Origin of the sequence: Martinezella lusitana, from assembly GCF_016901135.1 — a bacterium.
In the GTDB taxonomy this organism is placed as follows: Bacteria; Pseudomonadota; Alphaproteobacteria; order Rhizobiales; family Rhizobiaceae; genus Rhizobium; species Rhizobium lusitanum_D.
In genome coordinates this window covers 383,629-405,978 of record NZ_JAFEVL010000075.1, presented here as the reverse complement: position 1 = coordinate 405,978, position 22,350 = coordinate 383,629, and the positions used below count along the sequence as shown (strand labels likewise).

Genomic DNA, 22,350 nt, shown 5'->3' with positions numbered 1-22,350 from the left:
GCTCGTGACGCCTCGGTGGGTCGGGGGCACGGGCCTCGTGTCCTCTTGATTCACCCCCTGGAGAGGGTTCTGCCATGAACATCTCAAGATTTTTCGTCGACCGTCCGGTGTTTGCCGGAGTGCTATCGGTCCTCATCCTGGTCGCCGGCCTGATCGGCATGCGGCTGCTGCCGATCTCCGAATATCCGGAGGTCGTGCCGCCCTCGATCGTCGTCACGGCGCAATATCCGGGCGCCAATCCGAAGGTCATCGCCGAAACAGTGGCGACGCCGCTGGAAGAGCAGATCAACGGCGTCGACGGCATGCTCTACATGAACAGCCAGGCGACCTCGGATGGTCTGTTGACGCTGACGGTCACCTTCAAGCTCGGCACTGATCCGGACAAGGCGCAGCAGCTGGTGCAGAACCGCGTCTCGCAGGCCGAGCCGCGACTGCCGCAGAACGTCCGCGACCTCGGCATCACCACGGTGAAGAGCTCGCCTGACCTGATGATGGTGGTCAACCTCATCTCGCCCGACAATCGCTACGACATCACCTATCTGCGCAACTACGCGACGCTGAACATCAAGGACCGTCTGGCCCGCATCGAGGGCGTCGGTCAGGTTCAGGTGTTCGGTTCGGGCGATTATTCGATGCGCGTCTGGGTCGATCCGCAGAAGGCGGCCGAGCGCGGTCTGGCCGCCAGCGACATCGCCAACGCCATCCGTCAGCAGAACGTCCAAGCCGCCGCCGGCATCATCGGCGCGTCGCCCAACGTTCCCGGTCTCGACGTGCAACTCTCCGTCAACGCCCAAGGCCGCCTGACGACGCCGGAAGAGTTCGGCAACATCATCGTCAAGAGCGGCAGCGGCGGCGAGATCACGCGTCTGCGCGATGTCGCCCGCGTTGAACTCGGCGCGTCGGACTATTCGCTGCGCTCGCTGCTCGACGGCAAGCCGGCGGTCGCCGTTCCGGTCTTCCAGGCCCCAGGTTCGAACGCCATCACCATCTCGGACAACGTCATCAAAACGATGAACGAGCTGCAGACGGCGATGCCAGACGGCGTCAAATATGAAATCGTCTACGACACCACGCAGTTCGTGCGCGCTTCGATCGAGAAGGTCGTCGATACGCTGCTCGAAGCCATCGCGCTGGTCGTCGTCGTCGTCATTCTGTTCCTGCAGACATGGCGTGCCTCGATCATCCCGCTGATCGCCGTTCCTGTCTCGATCATCGGTACTTTCGCGGTGATGTATGTCTTCGGCTTCTCGATCAACGCGCTCAGCCTCTTCGGCCTGGTGCTGGCGATCGGTATCGTCGTGGATGATGCCATCGTGGTCGTGGAGAACGTCGAGCGCAATATCGAGAACGGCCTCAGTCCACGTGACGCGACCTATCGCGCCATGAAGGAAGTCTCAGGTCCGATCATCGCGATCGCTCTCGTGCTGGTCGCTGTCTTCGTGCCGCTTGCCTTTATTTCCGGTCTGTCGGGCCAGTTCTATCGTCAGTTTGCCCTGACGATCGCTATCTCGACCGTGATTTCCGCCTTCAACTCGCTGACGCTGTCTCCGGCCCTGGCGGCCCTTCTCCTGAAGGACCACCACGCGCCGAAGGACATGCTGACGCGGATTATGGATGCGGTATTCGGCTGGTTCTTCCGCGGCTTCAACAAGGTGTTCCACCGTGGTTCGAACGCTTACGGCAAGGGCGTCGGCGGTATCCTGTCGCTGAAGAGCGTTGTCATGGTTGTTTACATCGCGCTGATCGGTGCGACCTACTTCCTGTTCCATGCCGTTCCGGGCGGCTTCGTGCCGCAGCAAGACAAGCAGTATCTGATCGGCTTCGCGCAGTTACCTGACGGCGCGACCCTCGACCGCACGGATGACGTCATCCACCGCATGAGCGACATCGCCATGCAGCAGCCGGGCGTCGAGCATGCCATCGCCTTCCCGGGTCTGTCGATCAACGGCTTCACCAACTCGTCCAATGCCGGCATTGTCTTCGTGACCCTGAAGGCGTTCGAGGAGCGCACGACGCCGAATCTGTCGGGCGGCGCCATCGCCATGCAGTTGAACCAGAAGTTCGCCGGCATCCAGGACGCCTTTATTGCCATGTTCCCGCCGCCGCCCGTCCAGGGCCTCGGCACGACGGGCGGCTTCAAGATGCAGATCGAGGATCGCGCCGGCCTCGGCTACCTGGCGCTTGACCAGGCCAACAAGGCATTCCTTGCCAAGGCCTATCAGGCGCCGGAGCTTACCGGCCTGTTCTCGAGCTACCAGATCAACGTGCCGCAGCTTTATGCGGACCTTGATCGCGCCAAGGCCGAGCAGCTCGGCGTCTCGGTGACGGATGTCTTCGATACGCTGCAGATCTACCTGGGTTCGCTCTATGTCAACGACTTCAACGCCTTCGGTCGTACCTACAGTGTGCGTGTGCAGGCGGACGCCCAGTTCCGTGCTCATGCTAGCGACATCGGTCAGTTGAAGGTCCGTTCGGCATCGGGTCAGATGATCCCGCTGTCGGCGCTCTTGAAGGTCGAGGCCAGCACCGGTCCCGAGCGGACGACGCGTTACAACGGCTTCCTCGCCGCCGATATCAACGGTGGTCCGGCTCCGGGCTTCTCGTCCGGTCAGGCACAGGCGGCCGTTGAGCGCATCGCCAACGAAACCCTGCCCAAGGGCATCAGTTTCGAATGGACGGATCTGACCTACCAGCAGATCCTGGCCGGCAGCTCGGGTATCATCATCTTCCCTCTGGCCCTGCTGCTTGTCTATCTCGTGCTGGCAGCCCAGTATGAGAGCGTCACACTGCCGCTTGCGATCGTCATGATCGTGCCGATGGGCGTGCTGGCTGCCTTGACGGGCGTCTGGCTGACGGGGGGCGACAACAACATCTTCACGCAGATCGGCTTGATGGTGTTGGTGGGTCTCTCGGCAAAGAACGCGATCCTGATCGTGGAATTCGCCCGCGAGCTGGAGTTGGAAGGCCGCAAGCCGATACAGGCTGCTATCGAGGCCAGCCGTCTGCGTCTGCGCCCGATCCTGATGACCTCCATGGCCTTCATCATGGGCGTCGTCCCGCTCGTCACCTCCACCGGTGCCGGTGCCGAGATGCGTGCGGCCATGGGCGTGGCGGTGTTTGCCGGCATGATCGGCGTCACCTTCTTCGGCATCTTCATGACGCCGGTATTCTACGTGCTGATCCGCAATCTGACGGGCAACCGTCCGCTGAAGCAGCATCACAGCAACGACAACGACCATTCGGCCGAGGTGCTCCCCATCGCCGCCGAATAGGGTGCCGTATCGGATGGTACTCCAGTGCCTGATACGTTCACGGGCGGGACCGCTAGGTCCCGCCCTTTTTGTTTTTGTGCAGCCGCTTTTCCACTCCTGCCATTTCGGGCATCTGGTTTTTTGAAGAATTTGCCGCATGCGCGCCGATTTCTTTTGCATGCTGGCACCATAGGTTTATCAAGCTCTTGGACGAGTTGATTGACGTGCGTCGGGCAAGAGGAGTTGCCGTTGACGCCCGAGGTTCAAGGAGAATTGCGTGCATGACGTCCTTGCCGAATCGATCGGCATGATCGGTGGCCGCGCGATGGCGGGGCCGGCACAAATTTATGTCGGAGGACGCTTGCCATGAGCGGCAGAAAGATCGCCTTTCTCGGAACGGGTCTGATGGGAGCGCCGATGGCGCGGCGGCTGCTGGCCGCCGGCTTTCCGGTCACCGTCTGGAATCGCGACCGGAGCAAGGCCGATCCCTTGGCGGATGACGGCGCGACACTCGCCGCAACTGCGGCCGAGGCGGCGCGGGGGGCATCGGTGCTCTTCACCATGCTGACCAATGGCGGTGCCGTCAGCGAAGTTCTGTTCGGCAGCGGGGTGGCCGAGGCGCTGGAGCCAGGCGCCGTTGTCATCGACAACAGCTCGATATCGCCGGCAGTCGCCCGTGAACACGCATTCAAGCTTGCCGAACGCGGCATCCGGCATATCGATGCGCCGGTCTCCGGCGGTGTGGCCGGCGCTATGGCCGGAACTTTGGCGATCATGGCCGGTGGCGATGCCGATGTCATAGACAGCGTTCGCGATGTGATGGCACCGCTCGGTCGCGTGACCCGCGTCGGGCCGAGTGGCACCGGCCAGCTTGCCAAGCTCGGCAATCAGCAGATCGTTGCGGTGACCATCGGTGCCGTCGCGGAAGCGATGTTGCTGGTCGAAGCCGGTGGTGGATCGCGCGAGGCGTTCCGTGCCGCCATTCGCGGCGGTTTCGCTGAAAGCAGAATCCTGGATCTGCACGGCCAGCGCATGATCGAGCGTAATTTCGAGCCGGGCGGAACGGCACGCAACCAGCTGAAGGATCTCGATACGGTTCTTGCTGCCGCGCAAAGCCTGTCGCTTCACCTGCCGCTGACAGAAGTCGTCAGGACCGAATTTGCCGAATTCGTCGAAAATGGCGGCGGCGAACAGGATCACAGCGGTTTGCTGCAGCATCTGGAAGACAAGAATGCCCGAGGAAAGGCTTGAGGAAGAGATGAGCGATAAGGGTGCATCCAAGCGTCGCCTGCGTTCGCAGGATTGGTTCGACAATCCGGATCATATGGATATGACCGCGATCTATCTGGAGCGGTTCATGAATTACGGCATTACGCCGGAAGAACTGCGCTCGGGCAAGCCGATCATCGGCATCGCCCAGAGCGGTAGCGATCTCACGCCTTGCAACCGCCACCATCTCGATCTTGCCAAGCGCGTGCGCGACGGCATTCGCGATGCCGGCGGCATTCCGATCGAATTTCCGACCCATCCTATCTTCGAGAACTGCAAGCGCCCGACGGCCGCACTTGACCGCAATCTCGCCTATCTCGGCCTCGTCGAAGTGCTTTACGGCTATCCGCTCGACGGGGTCGTGCTGACGACCGGCTGCGACAAGACTACGCCGTCGGCGCTGATGGCGGCCTCCACCGTGAATATTCCGGCGATCGTGTTGTCAGGCGGGCCGATGCTGGATGGTTGGCACGATGGCGAGCTTGCCGGGTCCGGCACGGTGATTTGGCGCTCACGCCGCAAGCTGGCGGCCGGAGAGATCGACGAAGAGGAATTCATGGAGGCGTCACTCGCCTCTGCTCCTTCGGTGGGTCACTGCAATACGATGGGAACGGCCTCGACCATGAATGCGATGGCCGAGGCGCTCGGCATGTCGCTTACCGGCTGCGCGGCCATTCCCGGCGCCTATCGCGAGCGCGGGCAGATGGCCTATCGCACCGGGCGGCGCGCGGTCGAACTGGTGCTTGAGGACATCAAGCCGTCCGACGTGCTGACGCGGCAGGCCTTCCTGAACGCCATCCGCGTCAATTCCGCCATCGGCGGGTCGACCAATGCGCAGCCGCATCTGGCCGCGATGGCCAAGCATGCCGGCGTCGAGCTCTATCCCGACGATTGGCAGGTGCATGGTTTCGACATTCCGCTTCTGGCCAATGTGCAGCCTGCGGGCGCCTATCTCGGCGAACGCTTCCACCGTGCCGGCGGCGTACCCGCGGTGATGTGGGAGCTGCTGCAGGCCGGCAAGCTCGATGGCGACTGTCCGACGGTGACCGGCAGGACGATGACAGAGAATCTGAAGGGGCGCGAAGCGACGGATCGAGACGTTATCCGCCCCTTTGCCGAGCCGTTGAAAGAGCGGGCCGGCTTCCTCGTGCTGAAGGGCAATCTCTTCGATTTCGCCATCATGAAGATGAGCGTCGTATCGGAAGACTTCCGCCTTCGCTATCTGCAGGAGCCGGGCCACGAAGGCGTGTTCGAGGGCAGGGCGGTGGTCTTCGACGGATCCGAGGATTATCACAGGCGCATCAACGACGCCGATCTCGGCATCGACGAGAGAACCATCCTCGTCATTCGGGGTGCCGGGCCGATCGGCTGGCCGGGATCCGCCGAAGTGGTCAACATGCAGCCGCCGGACGCGCTTCTGAAGCGGGGCATCCGTAGCCTTCCCACAATCGGTGACGGCCGCCAGTCGGGCACGGCCGACAGCCCCTCGATCCTCAACGCTTCGCCGGAGAGCGCTGCCGGTGGGGGGCTTGCCTGGCTGCGGACCGGCGATATCATTCGCATCGATTTCAATCACGGTCGCTGCGACATGCTGGTGGACGAGGCGGAAATCGAGCGTCGAAAGGGCGATGGCATCCCGGCCGTCCCGCCCGACGCAACGCCATGGCAGCGCATCTATCGCCGCTCCGTGACGCAGCTGTCCGACGGTGCCGTGCTCGATGGCGCGGCCGATTTCCGCAACATCGCGGCCAATCCACCGCGGCACAATCATTAGCTAAGGATATCGATGGAAATCGCAGGCTAGGTCACGACACGCGCGCGGGCATTAAAGTTCGTGTAAGGGAGTAGTGCAAATATATCAGTTGCATGTGCGTAATCTCTCAATGTGTCCCAAGGAGGTGAAGCCGGTTGGCAGAGGCGGCGTCAGGGCGAACAGAGGAAGAGTTCCAGGACCTTTTGAGAAGGCTGGAGCTTGCGCTGGAGGCGTCTCAAATCGGTGTCTGGCAGCACAATATCAAGGATGAGGAACTGCTCTGGGATACCCAGATGCACAAGCTCTACAGAACCGGTCGCCAGGATCGCAAGGTATCGTCCGATGTCTGGCTGAAATCCCTGCACCCCGAAGACGTTGAGGGCGCGCTCGGCGACTTTCAGGCGGCCCTCGACGGAAGGGGTTTCTATAACTCGCAGTTTCGCGTCGTCCTGCCGGACGGAGAGGTGCGGCATCTGCGCTCACGCGCTCATTTCTATGAAGGTCCCGATGGTGCGCCGTCCTTCATCGGCGCGGAATGGGATGTCACCGCCGACGTCCTGCTCAATCGCGAGCTCAGCAGCCAGAAGGCCATCGCCGAAGCGCGCGCGGTGGCGCTTGAGCAAAGCCGCGCCCGTATCGAGCATGCCGCCGATCATGATTATCTGACCGGCCTTCCCAATCGACGCTATTTCGACCGCCGGCTGGCCGAATTGCGCAAGGATGATGCGGGGCAGACATTGGCCGTGCTCCATATCGATCTCGACGGCTTCAAGGAGATCAACGACAAATGGGGCCACGCGGCCGGGGATGCGACCTTGCAGAGCGCGGCAGCGCGAATCTCCGGCGCGATCAGCGCCAACGACATTGTGGCCCGTGTCAGCGGTGACGAGTTCGTCGCTGTTTTGGTCAATGTCAGCAGTGCCGAAAAGCTGCAAGCCATCGCGGACGATATTCTCTCGCGATTGCGGCGCGAAGTGCGCTTCGGCAATGAAATGCTGCGGATCGGCGCATCCGTCGGCGTGGCCTCAAACCGGGCTGACAGCGCGGGTAACCTGCTGGCGGAATCCGACGTGGCGCTTTTCCAGGCCAAGAAGCTCGGGCGCAATCGGGTCGAATTCTTCACGCCGCAGCTCCAGTCCGACCTGCACGCGGAACGTCAGCTGGCTGATGAGTTGCGGTTGGCGCCGGTGCTGCGTCAGATTGAGCCTTTCTATCAGATCCAGGTGGATGCGCGCAGCCGCCGCATCGTCGGGCTGGAGGCGCTGGCACGCTGGCGGCATCCGGAAAAGGGACTGTTGCACCCGGCAGCGTTCCTCAAGGTGGCAGACGAATATGGGCTGACGGCCGAGATCGATGCCGCCGTGTTGAAGCGCGCGCTTGCCGATCGCGCCGCCTGGGTTTCGCAAGGTATCACGCCGCCGCGCATTGCCGTCAATATTTCCGGACGCCGGCTTGCCGACCCCGATCTGATCGAGGGGTTGCAGGCGCTGAAGATACCGCGCCAGGCCATCGCCTTCGAACTGGTGGAAACCATCTTCCTCGACGATCCCGATGATAGGGTGCTGGCCAATATCGATGCGATCAAGGAGATGGGGATCGATATTGAAATCGACGATTTCGGATCGGGTCATGCTTCGCTGATCGGTCTGGTCAAGCTCAAGCCGAAGCGGCTGAAGATCGACCGGCAGCTGGTGACGGCAATAACCGTGTCAGACGAGCAGCGCCGCCTCGTCGGCTCGATCGTCGAAATCGCCCGGACATTGAATGTCGAGGTTGTCGCCGAGGGTGTCGAGACCGAAGAGCACGCGCGCATTCTGGCAGAGGTCGGCTGCGATGAACTTCAGGGCTACGCCATCGGCTATCCTTCCTCGGAAAGCGATACCGCCGCTTTGCTGAAATCGGCTCGCACATCGGGCAAGAACCGATCCTCGACTGGTGGGGGGGGGCGGACTACTGGATCTGCAAGGCAACGATCAGAGCGTAGCTGACGGCGCCCAGCATCAGCAGCGACAATGTGGCTGCTACAATCACGCGGCCGCCGGCGTGGGCGACCGAGCGGATATTCACCGACAGCCCGAGTGCCGCCATCGCGATGACAGTCAGGATGCCCGAGACCGATTCCATCGGGGTGATCAGTGCGTCCGGAATGAGGCCGAAGGAGCGCAGTGCCATCAGCCCAAGGAAACCGCAGATGAACCACGGAACCAGCGAATGATGGTGGCCGCTGCGCCCATCTGAACCCATTGTCTCGGCCTTGGTAAGGATGCCGAGCAGGAAGATCACGGGTCCCAGCATCAGGACGCGCACGAGCTTGACAAGGGTGCCGGTCTGCACAGCGAGAAGGCCGACCGGGGCGGTGGCGGCAAGCACCTGGGGTACGGCGTAGACAGTAAGTCCGGCCAGCGTGCCGTATTGCGGCACGCTCATGCCAAAGTGAAAATAGAGAAGTGGCAACAGGAATACGGCCGCAATGCCGAGTACGGCGGTGAATGCGAGGGCCGCTGCGATCTCTTGCGAGTCCGCCTCGATCACGGGGGCAACGGCAACGATGGCCGAGTTGCCGCATATCGAGTTGCCGCAGGCGATCAGCGTTGCCAGCTTCGGCGGCAGGCCAAGCAACCGCCCGATGATATAGGTCGCAGCGATCGAAAGGACGACGACGATGGCGATGCCGGCAATCAGCCAGACGCCCGCGCCCCGGATCGCCGAAAGGCTGATGGATGCGCCGAGAAGGACGATGGCGATTTCCAGCAGGATCTTGGCGCTGAAATCGATACCAGGCCGCATGCTTGGCTTCAGCGGTTTGATGGTGCAGACGACGATGCCGAGTGCGATGGCAAGCACCAGGCTTTCGATCCACCTGCCACCGAAAATACCTTCCTCAAGGTGCTCGCCGGCATAGGCAAGAAGCGCAACGGCGCAGGTCAGCGCAAGGCCGGGAAGAATCCTGTTTGCGCGCTGTGCATGGGACATTTCGTACTGCCGTTCGTTATTCCGATTGAGTGACGGCAGGAAAGTCTCATCTCCCGATGTGGACATCCATCGAATATTATCCTACGTTTCGTTCGATAAATTAGAATGATTTCCCATGACCTTCGAGCAACTCGCCATTTTCGTCGCCGTCGCCGAGCGGGAACATCTGACGCATGCCGCGGAAGCCATTCATCTGACGCCTTCGGCTGTCAGTTCGGCGATCAAGAACCTCGAAGCCTATTATGGCGTGGAGCTGTTTCACCGCGTCGGCAGGCGGATCGAGCTGACGGAGACGGGCCGCTCCTTCCTCGGCGAAGCCAAGGCGACGCTGGCCCGCGTGCGTTCGGCCGAACTGATGCTGTCCGAGCTGGGCGGCCTGCAGCGGGGTCAGCTCAGCCTCTATGCCAGCCAGACCATCGCCAGCTACTGGCTGCCGCCGTTGCTGATGCGGTTTCATCGCGATTATCCTGGAATTGAACTGGACCTGACGATCGGCAATACACGCACGGTCACCGAGGCCGTCATCGACGGCGCGGCCGAGCTCGGTTTTATCGAAGGTGAGGTGGATGCGCCGGCGCTGTCGATGACGATCGTTGCGCAGGATGCGCTCGTCATTGTCGTGCCGCCACACCATCCCTGGGCGGACGGGCGGCAGCTGGCCGCGGCCGATCTTGCCAGCGACACATCCTGGGTGATGCGTGAAGAGGGTTCCGGCACCCGATCGGAATTCGAAAATGCGGTTGCCAAGCTCGGCGCTTCGCCGCGTGATCTCAAGGTGGCGCTTGTCCTGCCCTCGAACGAGGCCGTGCTGTCAGCTGCTTGCGCGGGACAAAGTGCGGCCGCTATTTCCAGTGCGGCAGCCAGGGCCTATCTCGGGCAGGGCCTGCTGGTTCAAGCCAGCTTCGATTTGCCCGCCCGCAGCTTCCGATTGCTACGTCATAAGGAGCGCCACGCCAGCAAGGCGGCGTTGACGCTGGAAGCCATGTGCAAGGGTTAGCCGCTTAGCGCCGCTCCATCCGCTGCCGGTTGGCGATCACGAGTTCGATCTCATTGCGCTCGAGCATGGCCCGGATGTCCGGCGGCGGCATGTCGTCGGTGACCAGCACGTCATAGGTTGCCGGTTCATTGAGAACGACCGGCGCGCTGCGGCCGAACTTGGCGCTGTCGGCGACGATGATGCGGTTTTCGGCGCGGCTTGCGGCTTCTCGAGAATATTCCGCTTCCTCGAGATCGTGCAGCATGAAGCCGGACGTGGCATTGACGGCGCCGACGGACAGCACGGCGTGGCGCACGTTGAAGCGCCGCAGAAAATTGGCTGCCTCCATGCCAAAGGTGCCGCCGTCGTGACCGCGCAGCTCGCCGCCGGCAAAGAAGACGCGATTGCCATTGCGGGTGGCGAGCGCATGGGCCACCGACACGGCGTTGGTGACGACGAAGAGGTTCTGGTGCTTTTGCAGCGCAACGGCGATGAAAGCTGTGGTGGAGCCGACGTCAAGGAAGAGCGTGTCGCCGTCCTTGATCATCGCTGCAACGGATGCGGCGATCATTCGCTTGGCTTCGGCATTCTCGTTCATCCGCAGGTGCAGCGGCGGCTCGATCATGGCGTCCTTGATATGGACGCCGCCGTGCACCTTGGTCACGAGACCATTGGCTTCCAGGCTGCGGATGTTGCGGCGAATGGTTTCTTCCGAGACGCCGAGCCGCTCGGCAAGGAATTGAATGCGGCTGGCGCCGCCGGCAAGCCGCAGCTCCTCCAGGATCTCCCGTTCGCGATGATTGGAGTGAAGCGGCGGTTGGGATGTGCCCGACATGGTTCTGATCCTATTAAGGGTATGATCCCAAAATGTATGAGCGGCTTGCGGATCGGACAGCCATCCGACGCCGGAAAGTGGCGTAAAGACGCAAGCTCGATCCATTTACCTCGCGTGTGAGTTTTTAAGTCAAATCTCACTTACGGTGAAGCGCTCTATTGCAATATCCATAGTTCATACGATCGCATTCGTTTCCATGAAACCAACAAAAAGCCAAATATTCGTTTCATTTTGTGGGGTGATGCTTGACAGGTCGCCCTTTGTGAGGAACCTTTCTATTCTGAAGGATGCGCGGTCGCGGTGCCGGAGGAAGGATGATCGTAACGGCTGAAGACAAGATACAGTCTCTTGGCATTTGGCACGGGCCGATCGACATCGCCCCGCTCGTCGGCGGCATCACCAATCGCAACTATCTGGTCAGCAACGGCGGCCGACGCTTCGTCGTCAGGCTCGGCTCCGATATTCCCATTCACCATATCAGCCGCGTCCATGAGGTGGCTGCGAGCAGGGCAGCGCATGCGGCCGGTCTTTCGCCCGCCGTCATCCACCATGAGCCCGGCATATTGGTGTTGGATTATATCGATGCGAAGCCGCTCTCCGCCGACGATATCCGTGATCCCGCGATGTTGGCGCGCGTCGTGCGCCTCGTCCATTCCTGCCATCGCGATGTCGCCAGGCATTTTCGCGGGCCGGCCGCGATCTTCTGGGTCTTTCACGTGGTCAGGGATTATGCGGCCACACTCGATGCCGGCGGTAGCCGGCACAAGCCGTTGCTACCGTCCTTTCTCGATATAGCGGAACGGCTGGAACAGGCGGCCGGCCCTTTCGACATCACCTTCGGCCACAACGACCTGCTGGCAGCGAATTTTCTCGATGATGGCGAGCGACTTTGGCTGATCGACTGGGACTATGCTGGCTTCAACACGCCACTCTTCGACCTCGGCGGCCTTGCGTCCAACAATGAATTCTCCGAGGCGCAGGAAAGCGCGATGCTGGAAGCCTATTTCGGGACACCGGTAAACGACGATCTCAGCCGGCGCTACCGGGCGATGAAATGCGCTTCGCTCCTGCGCGAGACGATGTGGAGCATGGTCTCGGAAATCCATTCCGATATCGATTTCGACTATTCTTCCTACACAAGCGAAAATCTGCGGCGGTTCGAGAGCGCCTATCAGAGCTTTCGGAACTCCTGAGGTGACGCAATGAAGGAACTGCCGAATACAGCAAAGACCGTCGTCATCGGCGGCGGCATCATCGGCTGCTCGACGGCCTACCATCTCGGCAAGCTCGGCTTCACCGATACCGTGCTGCTGGAGCGCAAGAAGCTGACCTCGGGCACCACATTCCACGCCGCCGGCCTTGTCGGCCAGTTGCGCACCAGCGCCAATATCACCCAGATGCTCGGCTACTCCGTTGATCTCTACAAGAAGCTGGAGGCCGAGACCGGGCTTGCCACCGGCTGGAAGATGAATGGCGGGTTGCGTCTCGCCTGCAACGAGGAGCGATGGACGGAGGTCAAGCGGCAGGCGACGACGGCGCAATCCTTTGGCTTGCAGATGCATCTGCTGACGCCCAAGGAGGCTTTCGATCTCTGGCCATTAATGGATATCGACGATCTGGTCGGCGCCGCCTTTCTGCCGACCGACGGGCAGGCCAATCCTTCCGATATCACCCAGGCGCTGGCGAAAGGCGCACGGATGAGCGGCGTCTCGATCTTCGAGGATACCGAGGTTCTCGATCTGGAGATCGACAAGGGCCGGATCCGCGCCGTCATTACCGACAAGGGGCGGATCGAATGCGAGCGCGTCGTCGTCTGCGCCGGGCAGTGGACACGGACTTTTGCTGGCCGCTTCGGTGTCAACGTGCCGCTCGTCTCGGTCGAGCATCAATATCTGATCACCGAATCCTTCGGTGTGCCTTCCAACCTGCCGACGCTGCGCGACCCGGACAGGCTGACCTATTACAAGGAAGAGGTCGGCGGGCTGGTCATGGGGGGTTATGAGCCGAACCCGATCCCCTGGGCGCTCGACGGCATCCCCAGGGATTTCCATTACACGTTGCTCGACAGCAATTTCGATCATTTCGAGCAGATCATGGAGCAGGCGCTGATGCGCGTGCCGGCCCTGCAGACGGCTGGTGTCAAACAGCTCCTCTGTGGCCCCGAGAGTTTTACGCCCGATGGCAACTTCATCCTCGGCGAGGCGCCGGAGCTGAAGAATTTCTTCGTCGGTGCCGGCTTCAACGCCTTCGGCATCGCCTCTGCCGGCGGCGCGGGCATGGCGCTCGCCGAATGGGTTGTAAAGGGCGAGCCGCCCTACGATCCCTGGCCGGTCGATATCCGCCGCTTCGGCCGTCCGCATTTCGACACCGACTGGGTGCGGACCCGCACGCTCGAGGCCTATGGCAAGCACTACACCATGGCATGGCCTTTCGAGGAGCATTCCAGTGGTCGACCTTGCCGCAAGTCGCCGCTCTATGACCGCTTGAAGGCGCAGGGCGCCTGCTTCGGCGAAAAGCTCGGCTGGGAGCGGCCGAACTGGTTTGCCGATCTCTTTACGGGCGAGGAACCGAAGGATGTCTATACGTACGGCCGGCAGAACTGGTTCGATGCAGTCGGCCGCGAGCACAAGGCGGTTCGTGAAGCGGCCGTGATCTTCGATCAGACCTCCTTCGCCAAATTCGTTCTCAAGGGACGGGATGCCGAAGCGGCGATTTCGTGGATCGCTTCCAACGATGTCGCCAAGCCGGTGGGCGCACTGACCTATACGCAGATGCTGAACGACCGCGGCGGCATCGAATGCGATGTCACCGTTGGCCGTATTGCCGAGAACGAGTTCTACATCACCACGGGTACCGGCTTTGCCACCCATGATTTCGACTGGATCGCCCGGAATATTCCGGCCGAGATGCATGCCGAACTGGTCGATGTGACCTCGGCCTATTCCGTGTTGTCGCTGATGGGGCCGAAGTCGCGCGAGATATTGCAGGCCGTGACCTCGGCCGACGTTTCGAATGCCGCATTCCCCTTCGGCAAGGTGAAAACCATCGGTATTGCCGGCTGCCCGGTGCGGGCGCTGCGCATCACCTATGTCGGCGAACTCGGCTACGAGCTGCATGTGCCGGTGGAATACGCCGGCACCGTCTATGACGTGCTGATGGCGGCGGGGCGCGAGCACGGCCTTATCAATGCCGGCTATCGCGCCATCGAAAGCTGCCGGCTGGAGAAGGGCTATCGCGCCTGGGGCTCCGATATCGGTCCGGACCATACGCCGGTCGAAGCGGGGCTGACCTGGGCGGTGAAGATGAAGAAGGATGTCGCGTTCCGCGGCCGAGAGGCGATGGAGCGGCAGCTGGCGTCGGGCGTGAAGAAGATGCTGGCCTGCTTTGTGCCCGACGATCCCGAGACCGTGCTTCTCGGCCGCGAGACGATCTATCGCGACGGGCAGCGCGTCGGCTGGCTGTCGAGCGGCGGCTATGGCTACACGATCGGCAAGGCCATCGGCTACGGCTATGTTCGCGATCCGGGTGGGGTGACCGAGGATTTCGTGCTTTCCGGCCGCTACGAACTCGATGTCGCGCAGCGGCGCGTGCCCTGCCAGGTGTCGCTGAAGCCGCTCTATGATCCGCAGATGCTGCGGATCAAGGGGTGATTGCGGAGGGGGAGGCGGTTTTCGGGGAGTATGAGGCCGAGATCGCTGGCCACTTCGGAGCCTTGATGACCTTGGCAGGATTGCGCCAGAAGTGGTTGCGACCGCCGCGTCTGGCTAAGCCAGCGAGAGGAGCGACATGATCTCTGGGTGAGCAAGCGGCGCGACAAAATTAGCGTCGTCTATTGGCACCCATATCAGATCAGTATGTTCGTCCCCGAGCAATCGAGGCGGTCCATCCGACCAGTCGGTAACTGCATATATGTGGTAGGTTGCTTCGTGTTGGCTGTCTTTGAAGAAGCCTAAATGTCTGAAGGAGAGAGGTATCACCCCAACTTCCTCGTAAGCCTCTCTGACAAGTGCGATATCGACAGGCTCATCCGGCTCGACATGGCCACCGACCAAATCCCAATGCTCCGGATAGTGCTGCTTATGTGCGGCACGACGCGCCATCAACACTCGGCCGCTCTGAACGAATGCTGCCAGCACGATTGTCGTCAAAATCTCTCCCCGGCATACTCTAAGCGGCTGAGTTCTCGGCGCAGGGTGCAATCGGCAGATCATTACCGGAGACATCAGCGCCAGGACCCATAACGACTATGCCCTGACCGACAATTCGGCCCGCGACCTGGCCGTTCAAAACGAAATTTCCGTCATTCACGACATTTCGATCTATCTTGCCGGAAACCACTGCATTTCCCCCGGCTTCAATAACCAATCCGCCGAGCAGTTTTCCTGACGATACCAGCTTCCCGCCTGGTTTAACGCGGGTAACTCCGGTGGCAGTGTTGCTTGCAATCATAATGTTGGTCACAACCAAATCACCAATATGCTGGCCCATTTCAGCTACTCCCACGACATTTGAATAGATAGTTCGTGCAGCTTAGGGCTTTTCTCGCCTCTAGCAATGGCCTCAATCGACTTTCGTCCGGAGCTAAGTCACCAACCTCCCGCGGGGCTGCATCACCATTTGGAGGCAAGTGAATGCCATGAGGTTGCGTCTCATTTGGGCTCAAGCGCCATTCCCACAAAACGCCTATCGCCTGTCTGGCAAATCCCAAACCCGGTAGAGGCTATTGAGAGCCTCCGCCGTATGACATTCCACAATTGGCAAGCCGGATTCCTGGAGAATTTTCGCGTATTTGACGCCGCTGTTGCGGGTCTTCACAAGAATCCAATGAATCATTTCCCATTTGATGCTGTCCTGGGCACCTTCGAGATGTCCCGCGCGATCTGCGCGGTTGATGAGCGTGCGCTTGAGATAGCGGGAAAAGCGTAGCCAATGGTTTGAGGTTATAAGGATAGCACCGGTGGCTCGGGCGAAACGCTGTGGCATCAGGCGCGAGTAGTTGCCCTCCATAACCCACCGTTCTCCAAGAATTGCTGCATCATGAAGTGCAGCGAACTCGGCTTCAGGGCGCTGCTTCCAATCTGTATGGGGCAGGTGGTGAAGCTGATCGAGATGCACGGCTGGAAAGCCGAGTTTTTTGGCAAGGGCGACTGCAAGGGTTGACTTGCCGGCATTGGAGGGGCCGAGAACGACGATGCGCTCGCCAAGGGAATGCAAGGGAAGCATGGGGCACCAGTCGGGAAATTGGGATGGCTTCCATTGGCCGAAATGAACGGTGTTGTCAACGATTTGGAGCCTTGCTCCTGCCATCGGTGGGATTCACCAATAAGATCGGAGCCAGGCCACCCCGCCCTTCCAAAAACTGTGATCTCCCCGCCGCAGCATCCGCCATTTTCTTGACACGCCCTCGCTTTCATCCTCAATCGACATGCTGACAACAGACGGAGGCGAGAGACGATGGCGGAAGCGAGCATCAAGCTGGAGGAAAGCTGGAAAGAGGCGCTGTCTCCGGAATTCGAAAGCCCCTACATGCAGCAGCTCAAATCCTTTCTTGTCGAGGAGAAGCAGCGCGGCAAGGTGATCTTTCCGCGCGGCAGCGAGTATTTCCGGGCGCTGGATCTGACGCCGCTCGATGAGGTGCAGGTCGTCATTCTCGGGCAGGATCCCTATCACGGCATCGGCCAGGCGCATGGGCTCTGCTTCAGCGTCCGTCCCGGCGTGCGTATTCCACCGTCGCTTGTCAATATCTACAAGGAGCTCGAGACCGATCTCGGCATTCCGCCGGCGCGCCATGGCTTTCTGGAAAGCTGGGCGAAGCAGGGGGTGCTGCTGCTGAACAGCGTGTTGACCGTCGAGGAATCACAGGCCGCCTCGCATCAGGGCAAGGGCTGGGAGCGCTTTACCGACGCCGTGATCCGCAAGGTCAACGACGAATGCGATGGTGTCGTCTTCATGCTCTGGGGCTCCTATGCGCAGAAGAAGGCCGCCTTTGTCGATACCGAGCGCCATCTGGTGTTGAAGGCAGCTCATCCATCGCCGCTATCAGCCCATAACGGCTTTCTCGGCTGCCGACATTTTTCCAAGGCCAATGCCTATCTGGCTGAGAATGGTCGAGAGCCGATTGAATGGGCGCTGCCGAGCAATCCGGGCAATAGCTAAGCTCATATTGAACGACCTCTATTCGTCGTTCAACAATTAAAGACAATCCGTTTGGCACTTGGGGGCTATCGAAATAGGGCTTCCCGGACCATCTTCTGCCCATGAGAAACGCCTGCCGTCGCGGGCGAGACAAGGGGTTAAAGATGCTCAATCAGATCAAAGGTCTTCACCACGTTACTTCGATGGCTGGAGACGCCCGGACCAACAACAAGTTCTTCACCGATACGCTCGGCCTGCGCCGCGTCAAGAAAACCGTCAATTTCGACGCGCCCGATGTCTATCACCTCTACTATGGCGACGAGACCGGCGCGCCCGGCACGATCATGACCTATTTCCCGTTCGCGAAGATGGCGCAGGGTCGCCCGGGTACGGGCGAAGTCGGCAACACCGTCTTCTCCGTTCCGGAAGGCGCGATCGGCTACTGGACCGAGCGGCTGGGCAAGCAGGGTGTCGAGGGCTTGAAAGCCGACGAATCCTTCGGTGAGAAGCGCCTGCATTTCGCCGGCCCGGATGGGGATGGCTTTGCTCTCGTCGAGGTCAAAGGCGACAGCCGTCAGCCCTGGACGCATGGCGGTGTCGATGCCGAACATGCCATCAGGGGGTTCCATTCCGTCGCCATGCGGCTGCGGGACGAGGGAGCCACGGCTGAACTATTGAAATACATGGGCTACGAGGTGGTCGATACGCATGAAGGCGTCAAGCGGCTCGCCATGCCCGGCGGCAACGGCGCCGATTATGTCGACCTCGAAACCATGCCGAACATCAACCGTGCGCTTCCGGGCGCTGGTTCCGTCCATCACGTCGCCTTTGCCGTCGAGAACCGCGCAAAGCAGCTAGAAGTGCGCAAGGCGCTGATGGATACGGGGTATCAGGTAACGCCTGTTATCGACCGTGACTACTTCTGGGCGATCTATTTCCGTACGCCAGGCGGCGTGCTGTTCGAAGTCGCCACCAACGAACCCGGCTTCAACCGTGACGAGGATACGGCCCATCTCGGCGAGGCACTGAAACTGCCAGAGCAGCATGCGCATCTGCGCGCCTTGATCGAGCAGCATCTCGAGCCACTGGAAGGTTAACTGGGAGAGGATCATGACGGATACGACCTACGTGCACCGGCTGAAGGCCGGTGCACCCGGAAAACCCATTCTTTTCACCTTCCACGGCACTGGCGGTGACGAGAACCAGTTCTTCGATTTCGGTGCACGCATGCTGCCCGAGGCGACCATCGTGTCGCCGCGCGGCGATGTCTCGGAACATGGCGCGGCGCGTTTCTTCCGCCGGACGGGCGAGGGCGTCTACGATATGGCCGACCTTGCCCGGGCGACGGACAAGATGGCGGCCTATGTCTCGGGCCTTGCGGCCGAATACGGCGCGTCGCAGGTGCTTGGACTTGGCTTCTCCAACGGGGCCAATATCCTCGCCAACGTGCTGATCGAACATGGCGATCTTTTCGACGCGGCCGTGCTCATGCATCCGCTGATCCCGTTCCAGCCGAAGGACAATGCCAGGCTGGAGGGCAGGCGCGTGCTGATCACCGCCGGCGAGCGGGACCCGATCTCGCCCGCGCCCGTGACCAAGGCTCTGGCCGATTACTTCGCGCGGCAGGAGGCTGAGGTGACGCTCGAATGGCATCCGGGCGGCCACGACATCAGGCCGAACGAGATCGAGGCAATTCGCGCCTTCCTCGCACCTTACGCTTGAATTCGAGCAAGACGCTTGCGCACACGGCAGTCATCGGCTGCCGTGTGCGACTATTTTCCGATCAGGCGCAGCATTGCCTTCGCCTGGGATGCGGCTGCAAGTTTTCCGTTCTCGTCCAGATAGTCCGCTCCGCAGAAGCGGTTGAGATTGGTCGCATCGGTGCTGTCGGCCTGAGCGTGTCTTGCATCAGCGATGACGATGCGCCAGGCGCAGCCGAGCATCTTGTCGGGCTGGATCGCCTCATCGCAGCCGGTGCTCAGGCACAATGCGACATGTTTCTGCGCTCTATATCCGCCGGCGATGGCCTCGTCATAGTCGGCCTTCCACGTATCGCGCGTATGCTGGCAACGGGCTGGATTGCTGCTCTGGCTGCATTGCACCGTCGTATCGACATAGGTCTGCGCCGGCGGCCAAAGCGGACCATCGACCAGGCTGACGCAGCCGCATGCGAACAAGGTGGCTGACAGCAGGCGCAACTGATTCTCCCTAGACCGAAACCCATGCGGACCGTAAAGCGGCAGAGAATATCTGCAACATGAATGTGATCCTGGCCGTGTTCAAGACGCCATCGACCATCCGCCACTCAACTGACGGGACCGGGGCGTGGCCTTCCTGCAACCCTCACAATCTTCCGGCATCCGCGACATTCAGCGGCGCAAGCTTTGCTTGTGGGTATCATCGCCGCTCGCTAATGATCTGCCGCTAAGGGACGGGGGAGTTGATGGTGACGCTGGCGGAACAGCAGCAATACAGGCTGGGCGTGACCTATGTGGCGCTTTCGGCGCTGGCGTGGTCGACCTCGGGCCTCTTCGTGCGGGCGATCCATGCCGACCTCATGACCATCCTCTTCTGTCGTGGGATCGTCTCCGGCTTGGGCGTATTTACGCTGTTTTTCTACATCGAACGCCGCAACGCCTGGCGCATCCTGCGCTCCATGCGCGACCCCTCGCTGGCGGCGACGGTCTTTTCCACGGCGGCTATGATCAGCGGTATCGGCTCGATCTATTATACCTCTGTTGCCGATGCCATGGTCATCTATGCGACCGTGCCCTTCGTCACCGCGGGCGTTGCCTTTCTCTTCATCGGCGAGCGCCCCAATATGAGGACGCTGGTTGCCAGCGCCGTCGCCTTCATCGGCGTTCTCGTCATGCTTTCAGGGCATGCGAGCGACGGCGGCAGCTGGCTCGGCAAGGTTCTTGCCGGCGTCATGACGTTGACGGTCGCCGGTCTCGCCGTGGTCATGCGGCAACATCGCAATGTGCCGATGCTGCCGGCCATGGCCTTGTCCGCCTGGTTGTGCTCCTTCATTACCTTCTGGTTCGCATCGCCGCTCTCGCTGTCGGGGCAGGATCTCGGCCTGGTCATCGCCTTCGGCATCATCCAGAATGCGATGGGCCTCAGCCTCTATACATTCGGCTCGCGGCTGGTTCCGGCCTCGGACGCCGCCCTGCTGACTGCGCTCGAAGTGCCGCTGACGCCGCTGTGGGTCTGGATGGCCTTTGCCGAGCGCCCGTCGACGGCGACGCTGATCGGCGGACCGATCGTGCTTGCCGCACTCTTCGGCCATATCCTGTTGGAGGTGCGTCGAAATCGGGTAGTTACTTCAGCACAAGCGCATTGAACGGCTTGTCGGCTTAGCCTCAAAATGTTGAAATCGGTCTGATCACGAGGAGTCGATATCGATGAAGAAGGTATTCAACCCACCGTCTGTCCGACGCCCCTTCGGCAATTACAACCACGGTCTGCTGGTGCCGCCGGGCGCCAGCCTTCTGGTGACATCCGGCCAGCTCGGCATCGGTCTCGATGACCGTATCCCGCCAGATGTCACCTCCCAGGCCGAGATGTGCTTCAAGGCGATCAAGGCCATTCTCGATGATGCTGACATGAGCTTCGCCGACGTCATCCGCATAGCCGGCTTCGTCACCACGCGTGAGGATTTCCCCGCCTATATGGCCGTGCGCGATCGCTATACGCTGGAGCCGAAACCGGTCTCGACGCTGCTGATCGTCGGCGGGTTTACCCGATCAGAGTTTCTGGTAGAGGTCGAGGTCACCGCGGCGAAGGTGATGTGATGACGGCGAGCAGCCCTGCGCAAGCCGTCGATCCGCAGATGCCCGCCATTTTGGGCCTCTACGAGACGCATCTGACGGTTTCCGATCTTCAACGCTCGATCGGATTTTACCGCGATATCCTGAAGCTGGAACTGGCGGCTGTCCTCGAAAGCAGGCGTGTCGCGTTCTTTTGGATCGACGACAAAAGGACAGGCATGCTTGGCCTCTGGGAAACGGGCAGCGGGCCTTTACGGATGCGGCTCCACATTGCTTTTCGAACCACTTTGGAAGATGTCCTCCGCTCCGCTGCAGCGTTGAAGGCTCGCGGTGTTCAACCTTCGGGCTTCAGCGGAGAGCCACTTGACGAGCCCGTCGTTCTCGGTTGGATGCCGGCGGTTTCTCAGTATTTTGCCGATCCTGATGGGCATTCGATCGAATTCATCCATGTGCTTGAGGATGCGGCGGATCCGGACTTCGGCGTGAAGCCCTATTCGCAATGGCTGTTGCGGCCGAGGCCGACGGCTTGACGGGCACCAGCGGTTGGACCGCTCTCCGCCCGACTTTCCGCGAGCTTCGTTATCGTCTAAGCGAAGCAGATTCGACTGATATTGCCGATGCGGCCTGAAGCTGGCCGCATGGAGCATAGGAAACTACCATGACCCAGAATATCTACGACGATCCAGGCTTTTTCGAAGGCTATAGCCGGCTTCAGCGGTCGGTCGAAGGGCTGGGTGGAGCGGCGGAGTGGCCGGCTATTCGCGCCTTGCTGCCGGATCTGCATGGCCTCGATGTCGTGGATCTCGGCTGCGGCTTTGGATGGTTTTGCCGCTGGGCGGCAGAGCATGGCGCCGCCGGGGTGCTGGGGCTCGATGTCTCAGACAACATGCTTGCGCGCGCCCGCGCCGAGACGACGGACGCCCGCATTCGCTACGACAAGGCGGATCTGGAAAGGCTACAGCTTCCGGCCGCCGGCTTCGATCTCGTCTATAGCTCCCTGGCCTTCCACTATATCGAGGATTTCGCCGGGCTTCTGAGCAATATCCGCCAGGCGTTGAAGCCGGGCGGGCGGCTGATCTTCTCGATCGAGCATCCGATCTATATGGCGCCGCGGCAGCCGGAATGGCTTGTTGGTGCGGATGGCGGCAAGGTCTGGCCGCTGAATGCCTATCAGATCGAGGGGCCGAGGGTGACGAACTGGCTCGCCGAAGGCGTCGTCAAGCAGCATCGCACCATGGGCACGACGCTCAACCTGCTGATAAAGTCGGGCTTCTCGATCGCGCATGTCGAGGAATGGTCGCCGAGCGATGAGGATCTTGCCCTGCATCCGGAGCGGGCGATCGAGCGCGAGCGGCCGATGTTTCTGCTGATCTCGACCCGGACCTGAG

20 protein-coding genes and 1 pseudogene are annotated in these 22,350 nt (G+C 61.1%); 14 read left to right on the top strand and 7 right to left on the bottom strand.

The window, feature by feature from the left end; translation table 11 throughout:
- Positions 1-74: 74 nt before the first annotated feature.
- The 4 genes from JTP94_RS33680 (at position 75) to JTP94_RS33665 (ending at position 8,261) form a co-directional block, all read left to right on the top strand.
- Positions 75-3,272 (top strand): efflux RND transporter permease subunit, encoded by a 3,198-nt coding sequence (locus JTP94_RS33680; RefSeq protein WP_204854675.1) that lies wholly within the window; start codon positions 75-77, stop codon positions 3,270-3,272.
- A 276-nt stretch (positions 3,273-3,548) separates the two neighbouring features.
- Positions 3,549-4,502 carry an NAD(P)-dependent oxidoreductase gene (locus JTP94_RS33675; RefSeq protein WP_349010757.1) on the top strand — a complete coding sequence of 318 codons (954 nt, stop codon included), beginning with the start codon at positions 3,549-3,551 and terminating at the stop codon, positions 4,500-4,502.
- 7 nt (positions 4,503-4,509) lie between these two features.
- Positions 4,510-6,294: an IlvD/Edd family dehydratase gene (locus tag JTP94_RS33670; RefSeq protein WP_204854874.1), complete on the top strand. Its 1,785-nt coding sequence runs from the start codon at positions 4,510-4,512 to the stop codon at positions 6,292-6,294.
- A gap of 134 nt (positions 6,295-6,428) precedes the next feature.
- Positions 6,429-8,261 carry a bifunctional diguanylate cyclase/phosphodiesterase gene (locus JTP94_RS33665; protein WP_204854673.1) on the top strand — a complete coding sequence of 611 codons (1,833 nt, stop codon included), beginning with the start codon at positions 6,429-6,431 and terminating at the stop codon, positions 8,259-8,261.
- Here the strand turns inward: JTP94_RS33665 and JTP94_RS33660 are convergent.
- Both JTP94_RS33660 and JTP94_RS36115 read right to left on the bottom strand, forming a co-directional pair.
- Positions 8,224-9,246, bottom strand: coding sequence for a YeiH family protein (locus JTP94_RS33660; protein WP_204854672.1), 1,023 nt, complete (start codon positions 9,244-9,246; stop codon positions 8,224-8,226). The two genes, JTP94_RS33665 and JTP94_RS33660, sit on opposite strands and share 38 nt — an antisense overlap.
- Positions 9,198-9,362: pseudogene (locus tag JTP94_RS36115) on the bottom strand (hypothetical protein); the annotation flags it as partial. The pseudogene JTP94_RS36115 and the gene JTP94_RS33660, both read right to left, overlap by 49 nt.
- Here JTP94_RS36115 and JTP94_RS33650 point away from each other — a divergent pair.
- Positions 9,362-10,243, top strand: coding sequence for a LysR substrate-binding domain-containing protein (locus JTP94_RS33650; RefSeq protein ID WP_204854671.1), 882 nt, complete (start codon positions 9,362-9,364; stop codon positions 10,241-10,243). The pseudogene JTP94_RS36115 and the gene JTP94_RS33650 overlap by 1 nt on opposite strands.
- A 4-nt stretch (positions 10,244-10,247) precedes the next feature.
- Here JTP94_RS33650 and JTP94_RS33645 read toward each other — a convergent pair whose 3' ends face one another.
- On the bottom strand, positions 10,248-11,057 hold the full coding sequence (locus JTP94_RS33645; protein ID WP_204854670.1) for a DeoR/GlpR family DNA-binding transcription regulator: 810 nt from the start codon (positions 11,055-11,057) through the stop codon (positions 10,248-10,250).
- 314 nt (positions 11,058-11,371) lie between these two features.
- On the opposite strand from JTP94_RS33645, the gene JTP94_RS33640 reads away from it, so the two are divergent.
- The gene (locus JTP94_RS33640; protein WP_204854669.1) at positions 11,372-12,250 is read left to right on the top strand and encodes a choline/ethanolamine kinase family protein; all 879 of its coding nucleotides are present in this window, start codon (positions 11,372-11,374) and stop codon (positions 12,248-12,250) included.
- 9 nt (positions 12,251-12,259) lie between these two features.
- Positions 12,260-14,707, top strand: coding sequence for an FAD-dependent oxidoreductase (locus JTP94_RS33635; RefSeq protein WP_204854668.1), 2,448 nt, complete (start codon positions 12,260-12,262; stop codon positions 14,705-14,707).
- A gap of 114 nt (positions 14,708-14,821) precedes the next feature.
- On the opposite strand, the gene JTP94_RS33630 is transcribed toward JTP94_RS33635, so the two are convergent.
- The 3 genes from JTP94_RS33630 to JTP94_RS33620 form a co-directional block, all read right to left on the bottom strand.
- Positions 14,822-15,205 carry an NUDIX hydrolase gene (locus JTP94_RS33630; RefSeq protein WP_204854667.1) on the bottom strand — a complete coding sequence of 128 codons (384 nt, stop codon included), beginning with the start codon at positions 15,203-15,205 and terminating at the stop codon, positions 14,822-14,824.
- 19 nt (positions 15,206-15,224) lie between these two features.
- Positions 15,225-15,545, bottom strand: a complete 321-nt coding sequence (locus JTP94_RS33625) for a hypothetical protein (protein ID WP_204854666.1) — start codon at positions 15,543-15,545, stop codon at positions 15,225-15,227.
- 195 nt (positions 15,546-15,740) lie between these two features.
- Positions 15,741-16,280 (bottom strand): AAA family ATPase, encoded by a 540-nt coding sequence (locus tag JTP94_RS33620; RefSeq protein ID WP_204854873.1) that lies wholly within the window; start codon positions 16,278-16,280, stop codon positions 15,741-15,743.
- 231 nt (positions 16,281-16,511) lie between these two features.
- Between JTP94_RS33620 and ung the strand changes: the two genes are divergently transcribed.
- The 3 genes from ung (at position 16,512) to JTP94_RS33605 (ending at position 18,914) form a co-directional block, all read left to right on the top strand.
- Positions 16,512-17,213 (top strand): uracil-DNA glycosylase, encoded by a 702-nt coding sequence (ung, locus tag JTP94_RS33615; protein WP_204854665.1) that lies wholly within the window; start codon positions 16,512-16,514, stop codon positions 17,211-17,213.
- A 143-nt stretch (positions 17,214-17,356) separates the two neighbouring features.
- Positions 17,357-18,289, top strand: coding sequence for a VOC family protein (locus tag JTP94_RS33610; RefSeq protein WP_204854664.1), 933 nt, complete (start codon positions 17,357-17,359; stop codon positions 18,287-18,289).
- A gap of 13 nt (positions 18,290-18,302) precedes the next feature.
- Positions 18,303-18,914: an alpha/beta hydrolase gene (locus JTP94_RS33605; protein ID WP_204854663.1), complete on the top strand. Its 612-nt coding sequence runs from the start codon at positions 18,303-18,305 to the stop codon at positions 18,912-18,914.
- 50 nt (positions 18,915-18,964) lie between these two features.
- On the opposite strand, the gene JTP94_RS33600 is transcribed toward JTP94_RS33605, so the two are convergent.
- Complete coding sequence (locus JTP94_RS33600) at positions 18,965-19,390, bottom strand: hypothetical protein (RefSeq protein ID WP_204854662.1); 426 nt, start codon at positions 19,388-19,390, stop codon at positions 18,965-18,967.
- Positions 19,391-19,635: 245 nt separating this feature from the next.
- Here JTP94_RS33600 and JTP94_RS33595 point away from each other — a divergent pair, with 245 nt between their 5' ends.
- The 4 genes from JTP94_RS33595 (at position 19,636) to JTP94_RS33580 (ending at position 22,349) form a co-directional block, all read left to right on the top strand.
- Positions 19,636-20,535, top strand: a complete 900-nt coding sequence (locus JTP94_RS33595) for a DMT family transporter (RefSeq protein WP_210384348.1) — start codon at positions 19,636-19,638, stop codon at positions 20,533-20,535.
- Between the two features lie 61 nt (positions 20,536-20,596).
- Positions 20,597-20,986: a RidA family protein gene (locus JTP94_RS33590; RefSeq protein WP_204854661.1), complete on the top strand. Its 390-nt coding sequence runs from the start codon at positions 20,597-20,599 to the stop codon at positions 20,984-20,986.
- Positions 20,986-21,492 (top strand): VOC family protein, encoded by a 507-nt coding sequence (locus JTP94_RS33585; RefSeq protein WP_204854660.1) that lies wholly within the window; start codon positions 20,986-20,988, stop codon positions 21,490-21,492. The genes JTP94_RS33590 and JTP94_RS33585 overlap by 1 nt, the downstream gene beginning before the upstream one ends.
- A gap of 128 nt (positions 21,493-21,620) precedes the next feature.
- On the top strand, positions 21,621-22,349 hold the full coding sequence (locus JTP94_RS33580; protein WP_204854659.1) for a bifunctional 2-polyprenyl-6-hydroxyphenol methylase/3-demethylubiquinol 3-O-methyltransferase UbiG: 729 nt from the start codon (positions 21,621-21,623) through the stop codon (positions 22,347-22,349).
- Position 22,350 lies beyond the last annotated feature (1 nt).